At 54.0% G+C, this 12,249-nt stretch carries 11 protein-coding genes; 7 read left to right on the top strand and 4 right to left on the bottom strand.

Annotated features, from left to right (window positions below):
* Positions 1-36: 36 nt before the first annotated feature.
* Together leuE and VI01_RS13705 are read left to right on the top strand one after the other, a co-directional pair.
* On the top strand, positions 37-675 hold the full coding sequence (gene leuE / locus VI01_RS13710; RefSeq protein WP_045815610.1) for a leucine efflux protein LeuE: 639 nt from the start codon (positions 37-39) through the stop codon (positions 673-675).
* Positions 676-774: 99 nt separating this feature from the next.
* Positions 775-1,383, top strand: coding sequence for an SDR family NAD(P)-dependent oxidoreductase (locus tag VI01_RS13705; RefSeq protein WP_052697009.1), 609 nt, complete (start codon positions 775-777; stop codon positions 1,381-1,383).
* Between the two features lie 262 nt (positions 1,384-1,645).
* Here VI01_RS13705 and VI01_RS13700 read toward each other — a convergent pair whose 3' ends face one another.
* Positions 1,646-2,482: an undecaprenyl-diphosphate phosphatase gene (locus tag VI01_RS13700; RefSeq protein WP_045815609.1), complete on the bottom strand. Its 837-nt coding sequence runs from the start codon at positions 2,480-2,482 to the stop codon at positions 1,646-1,648.
* A gap of 438 nt (positions 2,483-2,920) precedes the next feature.
* On the opposite strand from VI01_RS13700, the gene VI01_RS13695 reads away from it, so the two are divergent.
* Genes VI01_RS13695 through VI01_RS13685 form a run of 3 tightly spaced genes read left to right on the top strand, consistent with a single transcriptional unit; the run spans position 2,921 to position 6,372 of the window.
* Complete coding sequence (locus VI01_RS13695; RefSeq protein WP_045815608.1) at positions 2,921-4,369, top strand: amidase; 1,449 nt, start codon at positions 2,921-2,923, stop codon at positions 4,367-4,369.
* On the top strand, positions 4,362-5,672 hold the full coding sequence (locus tag VI01_RS13690) for a cytosine permease (RefSeq protein ID WP_045815607.1): 1,311 nt from the start codon (positions 4,362-4,364) through the stop codon (positions 5,670-5,672). The genes VI01_RS13695 and VI01_RS13690 overlap by 8 nt, the downstream gene beginning before the upstream one ends.
* On the top strand, positions 5,665-6,372 hold the full coding sequence (locus tag VI01_RS13685; RefSeq protein ID WP_045815606.1) for a cysteine hydrolase family protein: 708 nt from the start codon (positions 5,665-5,667) through the stop codon (positions 6,370-6,372). The genes VI01_RS13690 and VI01_RS13685 overlap by 8 nt, the downstream gene beginning before the upstream one ends.
* Here the strand turns inward: VI01_RS13685 and VI01_RS13680 are convergent.
* Together VI01_RS13680 and VI01_RS13675 are read right to left on the bottom strand one after the other, a co-directional pair.
* The gene (locus VI01_RS13680) at positions 6,361-7,263 is read right to left on the bottom strand and encodes an alpha/beta hydrolase (protein ID WP_045815605.1); all 903 of its coding nucleotides are present in this window, start codon (positions 7,261-7,263) and stop codon (positions 6,361-6,363) included. The genes VI01_RS13685 and VI01_RS13680 overlap by 12 nt on opposite strands.
* A gap of 99 nt (positions 7,264-7,362) precedes the next feature.
* Positions 7,363-8,694, bottom strand: a complete 1,332-nt coding sequence (locus VI01_RS13675) for an aspartate aminotransferase family protein (RefSeq protein ID WP_045815604.1) — start codon at positions 8,692-8,694, stop codon at positions 7,363-7,365.
* 98 nt (positions 8,695-8,792) lie between these two features.
* On the opposite strand from VI01_RS13675, the gene VI01_RS13670 reads away from it, so the two are divergent.
* Positions 8,793-9,692 (top strand): LysR family transcriptional regulator, encoded by a 900-nt coding sequence (locus tag VI01_RS13670; RefSeq protein ID WP_045815603.1) that lies wholly within the window; start codon positions 8,793-8,795, stop codon positions 9,690-9,692.
* 225 nt (positions 9,693-9,917) lie between these two features.
* Positions 9,918-10,502 carry a TetR/AcrR family transcriptional regulator gene (locus VI01_RS13665; protein ID WP_231638531.1) on the top strand — a complete coding sequence of 195 codons (585 nt, stop codon included), beginning with the start codon at positions 9,918-9,920 and terminating at the stop codon, positions 10,500-10,502.
* 66 nt (positions 10,503-10,568) lie between these two features.
* Here VI01_RS13665 and betA read toward each other — a convergent pair whose 3' ends face one another.
* The gene (gene betA / locus VI01_RS13660; protein ID WP_045815602.1) at positions 10,569-12,248 is read right to left on the bottom strand and encodes a choline dehydrogenase; all 1,680 of its coding nucleotides are present in this window, start codon (positions 12,246-12,248) and stop codon (positions 10,569-10,571) included.
* Between the last annotated feature and the right edge of the window lies 1 nt (position 12,249).

Here is a 12,249-nt window from a genome sequence, read left to right as displayed (position 1 = left end):
CGAATCAACCTGCATGGCGGTGGAGTAGTGGTTGTTATGTTGCACGATGTAGGAATTATTAATGTCTGGACGTTTCTGGCGGGTGCGCTGGTGATTATTCTGCTGCCCGGCCCGAACAGTTTATACGTGCTGCGTACCGGGATGAGCCGCGGTGCTAAAGCGGCGTTTAAGGCGATAGCAGGGGTGATGATGGGTGATCTGATTCTGATCTTCCTTGCCTGGGCCGGTGTCGCCACGCTGATTCGCACCAGTCCGCACATTTTTATGGTGGTGAAGTATTTAGGCGCAATGTTCCTGCTCTATCTGGGTGTAAAGATTATTCTGGGTGCATTGCGCAAACGTGAAGGTCATCAGCCCGCTGATGCCGTCAAAGTCGAGAACTATTTCCTGCGTGCGCTGTTGCTGGGCGTGACAAATCCGAAAGCCATACTGTTCTATGTCTCTTTTTTCATTCAGTTTATTGATCCGGCTGTCACGCATACTGCGCCCGCCTTTGCGGTGCTGGGTTCAATGATTCAAGTGATCAGCCTGAGCTATTACCTGATTTTACTGATGGCAGGCAGTGTGATGGTTCGCTTCCTGAAGAATCGCACGCGTCTGGTCAAGCTGGGCAATATGCTGACGGGCATGCTGTTCTTTGGTTTTGCTGTGCGCTTGATGAGTGCACAAGGTTAATTTTATTCCCACCGCTCCTCTTCAGGAAACAGCAGGAAAACCTGCTGTTTCCCTTTTCGTGTAGCATTTAAATCATTCCTGGCTTTTCTACAAGCGGCGGTGGGGCCGTTACGCGACGCTGGCGTTGAGGCCCATGGCCTGATTCTGGATGTCACGCAGGCTGCGAGCATTCAACAGGCGGTTGCCGCTGCGGGGCGAGTGGACATTCTGATCAACAATGCCGGCACCGAACAGATTCGGCCCTCGCTCGAAGTGGATGAAGCGTTGTGGGATACCATTATCGGGACTAACCTCAAGGGCGCATTTTTTTGTGCTCAGGCAGTGGCGAAAAACATGGTTTCCGCTGCATCCGGCGGCGCGATCATTAATGTGTGCTCGCTGACCACCTGTGTGGGCGTACCCGGCGCCGCAGCGTATGCCAGTTCAAAGTCAGGCCTGGCGGGGATGACGCGCACGTTGAGCGCAGAATGGGCTGCGCATAACATTCGCGTGAATGGCATCGGTCCCGGCTATTTCGCAACGGAAATGACGCAGGTTTTCTATCAGGATGACGCATGGCGCGATGCAATGCAGAAAAAAATCCCACTGGGTCGTTTTGGCGAACTCGACGATCTGGCCGGCAGTGTGGTTTTTCTCAGCTCAGAGGCTGCCCGATATATTACCGGGCAGATTCTGTATATCGATGGGGGATATCTGGCGTCTATTTAGCCTGCAACACCTCTGGCTGCAGGTCGGAAAGGGTATCGCAGTCACCAGGCCAGTGTGCGGTCAATTTCCCCCTCTGCGCCACCATCAATACAGTCGAAAGCAAAACTGAGCAATATGCGTTTGGCTTCTACGCGCAGTTGTTCAGGATTGAGCTTCATCTTTATCTCTGTCTGTCATTCGAGATTGTGTGCCTGTATAGATAACTTGCAGGCAGCATGCCAATGATTTCACTGCTAAAGTTCAGAGAAGCTCAATCCGCGAGTCAGCCTAACCAACCAATCAGTGCCGCAGCGCACAGACAATAACCGCCAAACAGATGCCAGCGATCATGCTCCAGCCAGCGGGAAAGCCAGCGTAGCGCCAGAAGTCCGGCGACAAAACTGAGTAGCATGCCCACCAGGCTGGGCAAAAGCACGCCGCTGCTCACGGCGACCGTGCCAGCAGATCCTGAACTGAAAGCACGAAGACCCTCTTTGACGATCACAGCCGGTGTCAGCACCACGGCTAACGCAAAGCTAAATTCTTCCGCACGTTGCCGGGCCACGCCCAGGGAAAGACCGGTAGAAATGGTGGCGCCAGAACGAGAAAAACCACGAAAGGGCAGACACAACCCCTGAACGAAACCAATGCCTGCGGCGCTTAAAGGTGAAAGTTCGCCGCGATCTTTTTCTTTCAGGCGTGAAGAGAGGATAATTAATAAGCCTGCGGCAGCGAGACCACTGGCGATTATTTTGCTGTTACTGAACAACGATTCTATTTCAAACGTATCGGCATTCGCGGCGAAGAAATATTTAATCAGCTTCATTAGCGTCAAACCCACTACGCCGGTCACTGCGGTGGCGAGAATAATCAAAAATACATTCTTCTTAAATGCACGGCCTGAACTGAAATAGGTCTCCTGCCAGTTATTCCAGAAGTAAACAATCACCGCGAACATCGTGCCGGTATGCAGCATCACCAGCAGCAGTGTCATATCGGGGGCCGCAGGGTCCAGCCCCAGGAGTTTCTCCGTCATAATGACGTGTGCAGAGCTGGAAACCGGCAGTAATTCTGCCAGCCCCTGAATTACGGCCAGAATGGATACATCGAAATAATTCACCCGTTCGCCCTCAGATAAAATAGTGGAAATTGAGTCGTGACTTAACCTCGCACACCCTGACACATTTCTCATTTTCGCCGTGATAAGTATTATCCTATTCGCGTTGTCGTTTATGAAATGTTTACTGAATTAAAAATCGAATAATACGCAGGTGACAACTGTATGACGTGGCGCTGCATTTTTCGATGATGTTTTACCCAGCCGGGCACGTTAAACGACGCTGAAAATAGCCAGCATCGGTGCTGACCAAAATGGCGCATCGCTGCGCTATTTTTGTGCTTCCTGTCAAACCGAATGCATGACAGCGAAACATAAGTATTCGATCTTGTATCCAAGTCCGTATCCCATCAGGCGTTATCTCCTCGTCGCCAATTGTTGGCATCTTCTGGCACGCAAACTGCATTAATCCCGTTAAGTGACCAAATCGGGAGATGAATCATGTTTGAGGCTTTACTGGATGAGGATGCTACTGCACTGGCAGCGCTGATCCGCAATGGCGAGGTGTCTGCCCGTGAATTGACGCAAGCTGCGTTGGATCGCATGGAAAAACGCGAGCCATTGATTCAGGCTTTTTGTACGGCGTCACCCGAGTTGGCGTTACAGCAGGCATCAGCGGTGGATGCGAAGCGTGCACGCGGTGAAGCGCTGGGTGCTTTTGCGGGTGTCCCATTGGCGGTTAAGGATCTCATTTGCACGGCGGGTGTGAAAACAACCTCCGGTTCAGCAGCCTATGCCGATTTCATTCCTGAAGATGACGACATCACCGTCGAGCGCCTATTGGCTGCTGATGCGGTGCTGTTGGGGAAAACCACTGCGCCCGAGTTTGGTTATAGCGGCGTTGGGCACAATCCGCTGTTTCCTTCACCGCGCAATCCCTGGGATTTGAGCAAAACGCCCGGCGGTTCCAGTGCCGGATCCGGCGCGGCGCTCGCCGCTCGCCTTTGCCCGATTGCATTGGGCAGTGACGGCGGCGGATCGGTGCGTATTCCAGCGGCGCACTGCGGCGTTTATGGATTCAAGGCCTCGATGGGGCGGGTGCCGTTATGGCCCGGTTGCCGGGATGAACGCTTTCCCGGCGTCTCGAGTTGGGAATCACTGGAGCATATTGGACCGATGACGCGCACTGTGCGTGACAGCGCACTCATGATGTCAGTGATGGCAGGGCCGGATATGCGCGATCGTCACTCCATTCCCTGTAGTGACGTTGACTGGATGCTCACCCTGAATAAACCCTTAAACGGACTGCGCATTGCCTTCAGTGCCGATTTTGGCTATATCGCCGTCGATAAGGAAGTTCGTGAAGTTGTCACTAAGGCGGCGCGCCATTTTGCGAGTGAACTGGGGGCTGAATTAGAAGAGGTGGATCCCGGCATTGCCGATGAGGGTGCCACTTTTGCTGCGCTGGTGGCCTTTGAAAGCGATCTTACCGGCATGCGAAAGATGCAAAACGATTTGGGCTCACGCATGTCGCCTCATCTGAGCGCCATGCTGCAACGCGAATGGCGCGCTGAACACTTTACCGACGCCAATACCGCACGTAAGAAGATCTGCAATCAGCTGTGGCGATTTATGCAGCGTTACGACTTGCTATTGACGCCAACGCTGGCAGTACCGCCGTTCCCGCTCAACATGCAGGGACCAGAAATCATCGATGGGCGCATGGTGCGCAGCGATCACTGGTTGTCGTTCTGTTATCCCTTCAATTTCACTGGCCAACCGGCGGCCTCAATCCCTGCGGGCTTCACCGCCAGTGGCTTGCCGATTGGTCTGCAAATCGTGGGTCGTCATCTGGACGATGGCCTGGTGCTGGCGGCAAGTGCCGCTTTCGAGCGCATCCAACCGTGGAATCACCTTTATCCTGACTTAATCGGAGTTGCCCATGAGTAACAAATCCTCCCCTGCGCTGGAGCAGGAATTTGAACACGAGCCGGTTCCTTTAAGTCACCGCCACTCGACGCGGTCGGTATCAGCTGTCTGGTTCGGTTTCCCGATGATCCTCACTAACGCGTTGTTTGGCGGCATTATCACCTGGCATTTGGGTTTCTGGCCCGCGCTGATTGCCATACTGCTCGGCAATCTGGTGCTGTTCGCTTATGTTGGAGCACTGAGCTGGTTTGCAGGTAACACCGGGATGAACTTCGCCCTGCAGGCAAAGCGTACCTTTGGCACCAAAGGCTATATCCTCGTTTCCGGTTTTCTCTCAACTGTCGTGATTGGCTGGTATGCGTTTCAAACGGGATTAACCGGTACAGTGATTAACCAAACCTTTGGCTGGAACGCACTCGCGGTGACCGCTATCGCCATGGTGTTGTATACCGGCGTCACCTTCCTCGGCGTACGGGCGTTGTCGATCCTGGGAATGATTGCTGCACCGCTGTTTGTGGTGCTCGGTTTGGTCGCACTGTGGTTGATTGGACAGGATCACGATTTCAGCACCATCACTCAGTTCAAAGGCAGTACTGGCGCAGTCGGCGCCATGAGCATGGGAACGGCGGTGACGATGGTGGTGGCGGGATTCGCCGATTCGGGCACCATGACCGCGGATTTCACCCGCTGGTCGAAGGACGGCAAATCAGCGGTGATCGCGGCGTTTTCCGCCTTTCCTATGGCTAATGTGATCTCTTATCTGTTCGGTGTAGTGATTGTTGCGGTGGGCGCGGCGGTTGATCCGGTCAATAATGGCGGTAATTTCCTGCCAATGCTGATGAACCACGGCACGTTACTCTCCATCATCGCTTTCTTGTTTGTTTTCATTAACCTCGGCTCTGTTTGCACGCATTGTTTGTACAACGGTGCCGTTGGTTTTAGCCATCTGTTCAGCAGCAAGATGCGAGTCTGGACGTTGATCCTCGGCGCCATCGGCGGGGCGCTGGCGCTGGCGGGCGTGTGGTCCTACTTCCTCGAATGGCTGAGTTTGCTGGGCATTGTGGTGCCACCCTTCGGCGCGGTAATGATCGTCGATTTAATCTTCATGGCCAAAATCAGTGAGCAGCGCAAAACGCGTCGCCTGCGCGGCAGCGCTTTCGCGGCCTGGGCGATTGGTAGCTTGTGTGCGGTGCTTGCCCACATTGCCTTCCCGCAGTTTGGTGAAGCGGTGATTGGTCTGGTGACGGCAGCAGCCAGTTACACCCTGATAGTCAAACTGAAGCGCGAAAACACCGCCAGCCTGATGGAGCAGAAAAATGCCTGAGTTCACTATTGATTCAACACCTTATCCCTGGCCTTTTGATGGGCGGTGTACGCCTGCGGATACCGCACTGATCGTCATCGATATGCAGACCGATTTCTGTGGCAAGGGCGGTTATGTCGATAGCATGGGGTATGACATCGAACTGACCCGCGCTCCGATAGCGCCTTTGCAGCGCGTACTGGCACGCATGCGGGAGTTGGGCTTCCCGATCATCCATACGCGTGAAGGCCATCGTCCCGACTTGAGTGATTTGCCGGCCAATAAACGCTGGCGTTCAAAGCGGATGCAGGCGGAAATCGGTGCCCCCGGTCCCTGTGGCCGTATTCTGGTGCGCGGTGAGCCGGGTTGGGAAATTATCCCGGAGCTGGCGCCACTGGCGGGTGAAACCATCATTGATAAGCCAGGCAAAGGCTCTTTTTATGCCACCGACCTTGAATTGATCCTACGTAGTCGGGGCATACGCAATCTGCTTATCTCGGGCATCACTACTGATGTTTGTGTGCATACCACGCTGCGCGAAGCCAATGATCGTGGCTTCGAATGCCTGGTGCTGTCCGATTGCTGCGCCGCGACTGAGCTTAAACATCACGAAGCGGCACTAAGTATGATTCATATGCAGGGCGGCATTTTTGGCGCGGTGGCCAGTTCGGAGACCTTGCTGACGGGCCTGGCACAATCTTCCGTCGCGTTAAGCGTTTAACCATTGCAGATAATGTCCCGGCCACTCAGTCGTTTGTGTGCCGGGCTTACCCAATCCAAAACCATGACCCCCGCTGGGATAGCGATGCATCTCAACCGGCACGTGCTGTTGCTTACACGCGGCAGCCATGATCAAAGTATTGTGCGGATCGGAAACAGGATCGTCTTCGGCCTGAACCAGGAAAAACGGCGGTGATTGCGGATTAACGTAGGATTGCACCGACCAGGCGGTATCCGCGCTGAGTGATGCGTCTTTCCCCACCAACACTTTATGCGTGGAGGTGTGCGTGTAAGGTGGCTCTAACGTGATAATCGGATAGATCAGCGCGGCACGATCGGCCGTCGCGGGGAGATTGTCCAACGCATCACTGGCCTGATAAGCATGAAAATCCGCGCGGTTCGCCGCCATTCCCAGCAGATGCCCGCCAGCCGAAAAACCTAATACGCTGACATTATTCTCACGGTGACGCACGATACGCAGTGCGCGCTGTGCATCCTGAAGTGACACCAACGCGCCATCTTTCCAGCCTTCCTGCGGCAGGCGATAACTCAGCACATACGCTGTGTAGCCTTGATCCGCCAGCCACGCTGCAGCGGGCCAGGCTTCTTTGCCCATTTCGATACGCGTATAGCCGCCGCCAGCCGCAATCAGTACGGCGCGTCCCTTTGGCTGAACCGGCTTGAAGACGGTGAGCGTCGGCATGGCAATATTGCGCTGTGCGCCTTTGGCACTAAACGTCATCGCCCCTAAAGGTCCACCGCCACCCGGCGGTTGTTTTGGCCACAAGGGCAAGACCTGCGCGGGTTTTGGCGCAGAAGCGGCCAGGCTAAAGCCGCTGTGCGCAGCAAACGGGGAGAGCAGTAAACCGGTAAGAAAGTGGCGACGAAGCATGGCCGATCCAGACTGAATACAAAAAAGGTATTGAATCAGAAGAATCGGCAGAGAGTATGAAGAAGATGTTGTTAAGTATGACCAATCACCTCATTTTCCTTATGCGATCTGCTGCAACGTCTCACCCACAGCGTCAAACAAACGATCTAATTCGGCAGGCTGTGTATTGAACATCGGGCCAAACTGCAGCGTATCGGCACCGAAGCGCACATAAAAACCGGCTTTCCACAGCGCCATACCCGCTTCAAACGGCCGAAGTGTGGCATCGCCGTCGCGTGGCGCAAGCTGGATGGCACCCACCAGACCGCAGTTGCGGATATCGAAGACGTTTGGGCAATCACGCAGCGCATGTAGGCCGTGAGCAAAGTGTGGTGCCAGCTCGGCGGATTGCGTAATTAGCGCGTCATTATCCAATAACGCCAGCGTCGCCAGGCCCGCTGCGCAAGCCACCGGATGGGCAGAATAGGTGTAGCCGTGGGCGAATTCCACCGCGTGTTCTGGCAACTTTTGCGCCATAAAGGTGCTGTAAATTTCGCTGCTGGCGACCACACCACCCAGCGGAACCGCACCATTAGTGATTTGTTTGGCGAAATTGAGGATATCAGGCGTGACGCCAAAATATTCAGCACCGCTCCAGCGGCCCATACGGCCAAAACCCGTGATCACCTCGTCAAAAATCAGCAAGATATCGTGCTGCGTACAGATTTCGCGCAGGCGTTGTAGATAGCCTAGCGGCGGAATAATGGCGCCCGCAGAGCCAGAGAGAGGTTCAACAATCAAGGCGGCGATGTTGGACGCATCATGCAGCTCAATCAGTTTCAACATCTCATTGGCCAATGCCACGCCGCCGGTTTCGGCCTGACCAGCAGTGAAGGGCAGATCGGTTTGTAGCGTGTGCGGAATATGGTCAACGTCCATGAACTGACCGAACATCTTGCGGTTGCCGCCAATGCCGCCCAGGCTGGTTCCGGCGATATTCACGCCGTGGTAACCTCGCGCGCGTCCGATAAATTTGGTTTTCGCCGGCTGGCCTTTGATGCGCCAGTAAGCGCGTGCCATCTTCACCGCTGTGTCTGCTGATTCCGACCCCGATCCGGTAAAGAACACATGGTTCAGTTCTCCCGGCATATGTTGGGCAATCTTGTCTGCCAGCTGAAATGACAGCGGATGGCCGTACTGGAAGCCGGGTGAATAATCGAGTGTGCCCAGTTGTTTCGCCACCGCCTGCTGGATTTCACTGCGGCAGTGGCCCGCGCCACAGGTCCATAAACCGGAAAGGCTATCAAAAATCTGCCGTCCTTTATCATCAGTCAGCCAGCGGTCCTGTGCGCCGACGATGATACGAGGATCGCGCTGGAAATTACGGTTGGCAGTAAACGGCATCCAGTGCGCTTGCAGATTGAGATCGGTAGTGTTGACAGCATCAGACATGATGTTTCTCCAGACAGGTGTATGAAGAGTTTGCATTTAACGGTTAGTTAAGTTAAATCCCTATTAATTCATCTTCAGTTATTGATTTACTCACCTATATGAAAAGCAAATCGCTCGCGCAGGTCACCGACTTTGATCTCAAATTATTGCGCCTGTTCAAAACCGTGAATGAGAGCGGCAGCTTCTCTGCAGCAGAAAGTTTGTTGGGCATGACGCGATCGGCCATTAGCTTGCATATGGCCGATCTGGAAAAGCGGCTTGGCATGAGATTGTGTCAGCGCGGGCGCGCGGGTTTTGCCTTGACCGAAGAAGGGCGTGAGATCCTGCGTCATAGCGACAGCATGATGGCGGCTATCGAGCAGTTTCGCTTACAGGTCAACCAGATGCACAAGCAGCTGCGCGGGGATTTGAATATCGGGATTATTAATAATCTGGTGACCCAGCCGCGCATGAAAATCACTCATGCGCTGGAAAAACTGCATGAGATAGGTCCTGACATCAGACTGAATATCAGCATGATGACGGCTGCAGAGATTGAAAGAGGGTTGATGGATGGCCGATTGCACGTCGGTGCACTGCCGGTGACTTCGCCGATATCTGGCCTGGATTACATGCCGTTGTATGATGAGCGATCGCAGCTTTACTGTAGCGACACCCATGCTTTGTTTTCCCACGAACCTGACGATGCGCAACTAAAAGGGTGCGATGCGATTGCGCCTGCTTTTCGCATGACGGCGGAAGCCATTGCCATGCATCAGAAACTCAATTGCAATGCCACGGCAACCGACCGCGAAGGCATAGCCTTTTTAATTCTTACCGGGCGCTTTATCGGTTTTCTGCCCGACCACTATGCCGCACAGTGGGTGGAGAAAAAGATTATGCGCGCCATCGCACCGGAACGTTTCCACTTCACCAGTAAGATCGCTGTGGTGACGCGCAAAGGGCGCAGCCAGAATGCCATTCTTGAACGATTTTTGCAGGCGATTGAGTGGGAATGAGTTTACCACAAAGCGTAAAACGAACACGTTACTAGTTACAACATACTTTTGTCCTCTGATTCGAATACCAAAATGCTGGCTTGCGTGCGTTATCGTTTTCGCCAGTCGGCATCCCCTGGCTGCGCTGTGCAAGACGAATTTCTCTGTTGCGTATAATTTCAGGTAACATCACGGTTTTCCTCGATATGTGAGTGAATACTCGTATTATCGGGCGGAGGGTCCTTAATGAATACTCGTGTTACTGACGCATCACGTTCGATGCGCAAAGCGCCACGCCAACGGCGTTCGCAGGTGATGGTGGATGTGATATTGCAGGCGGCGGCTCGCGTCCTGGCGAAGAGTGGTTGGGCAAAATTCAATACTAATGAAGTGGCGCGCATTGCAGGCGTGAGTATCGGTTCGTTGTATCAGTATTTTCCCAACAAACTGGCGTTGGCTGAGGCGATTCGCCAGCAGCACCTAACCGCGATTCTGCAAGTCCTTGCCGGGGCGGTGTCAGAAGAAGATTTATTCGCGTTACGTGTTGAGCGCCTGATTGAGGGCATCATTGCGGCGCACTTAATCAATCCCAGCTTACATCGTGTGCTGCTGGATGAAGTGCCGCTCTCTGAACGCAGCGCTCATGAAGAGTTTGAGCAGCAGTACGCGGAGTTTTATCGACAGTTCGTCGTCAAAACAATGAATACGGATTCAGATCGTGTATCGGTGGTCGCTATTGTTTTGGCTTCTGCGGTTGAGGGGTGGTGCATTATGCCGCCAGGCGTGATCAACTGGGCGCAGATGACATCAAGGTCGAATTACAGCGGCTGATTATGGCCTATCTGCAAAGCTAGCGAGAAAAGAGCAGGGTGACGCGATCGTCACCCTGAGAGGCGCTTAGGCCCGTTTCGGTTCACCACGCACCGGTAAATCTCCGGCGACGAAGTAATCTGCTTCGCTACGCGGCAACGGCTGACGACCACGAATGTTATCCGCGATCTTTTCACCGATCATAATGGTGGTGGCATTCAGATTGCCGGTGATGATCAGCGGCATAATTGACGCATCTACCACGCGTAAGGCCTGCAATCCATGCACACGGCCTTCGCCATCAACCACCGCCATGTCATCACTGCCCATTTTACAGGTGCCGCAAGGGTGATAGGCGGTTTCCGCATGGTTACGCACAAATTCATCCAGCTGTTCATCGGTCTGGCAATCGAGGCCCGGGCTGATTTCTGCGCCGCGATACTTATCCAGCGCGGGCTGATTGATGATCTGGCGCGTAATACGAATCGCATCACGAAATTCCTGCCAGTCCTGCTCATGTGCCATGTAGTTGAACAAAATAGCCGGATCACGACGCGGGTCGCGCGATTTAATCTGTACATGCCCACGACTCGGTGAACGCATTGACCCCACGTGACATTGGAAACCGTGTGCTTCAACGGCGTTGGAACCGTTGTAATTAATCGCCACCGGCAGGAAGTGATACTGAATGTTTGGCCAGGTAAACTCCTCGCGGCTGCGGATAAAACCACCGCCTTCGAAATGGTTGCTGGCACCGACGCCAGTGCCGTTGAACAGCCACTCTGCACCGATTTTCGGCTGGTTCCACCATTTCAGTGCGGGGTAAAGTGAAACGGGTTCTTTACACTCATACTGCAGATACATTTCAAGGTGATCCTGCAGGTTTTCGCCGACGCCGGGTAAATCATGTACCACTGGAATATCGAATTTATTCAGCAGCGCCGCAGCGCCTACACCGGAACGCTGCAGAATCTGCGGCGAGGCAATGGCACCGGCGCACAGTAACACTTCACGGCGCGCCTGCACCTGATGTGAAGTATTGCTTGAGCCTTGCAGGTATTGCACGCCCACCGCGCGCTTGCCTTCAAACAAGATGCGATCGGTGGTGGCATGGGTGATGATCTTCAGGTTCGGACGCACTTTGGCGGTATCGAGATAGCCACGCGCGGTGCTGGATCGACGACCTTTTGGCGTGACGAAGCGATCCATCGGACCAAAGCCTTCCTGCTGATAGCCGTTCAAATCTTCCGTGCGCGGATAGCCAGCCTCAACTCCGGCTTCAATCATCGCGGCAAACAGCGGATTATTACCGGGCTTACAGGTGGTGATGCTCACCGGACCTTCGCCGCCGTGATAATCGTTGGCACCGATATCGCGGGTTTCTGATTTGCGATAGTAGGGCAGACAGTTCAGATAGCTCCAGCTTTCCAGGCCAGGCTGCTGCGCCCAGTTATCGAGGTCCATGGCGTTACCACGGATATAGCACATGCCATTAATCAGTGATGATCCGCCCAGTCCTTTACCGCGCCCGCACTCCATGCGGCGATTATTCATATGCGGTTCTGGCTCGGTTTCATACGCCCAGTTATAGCGTTTGCCCTGCAACGGATAAGCCAGCGCGGCTGGCATCTGTGTACGGAAATCGAAGCGGTAGTCAGGGCCACCGGCTTCTAAAAGCAGCACATTCACACTGCTGTCTTCGGTCAGTCTTGTTGCCAAAACGTTCCCTGCGGATCCGGCTCCGATAATGATGTAATCAAATTCCATT

It is taken from the genome of Pantoea sp. SM3, from assembly GCF_000963995.1.
In the GTDB taxonomy this organism is placed as follows: domain Bacteria; phylum Pseudomonadota; class Gammaproteobacteria; order Enterobacterales; family Enterobacteriaceae; genus Pantoea; species Pantoea rwandensis_B.
This window is presented reverse-complemented; position numbering and strand designations above follow the sequence as displayed.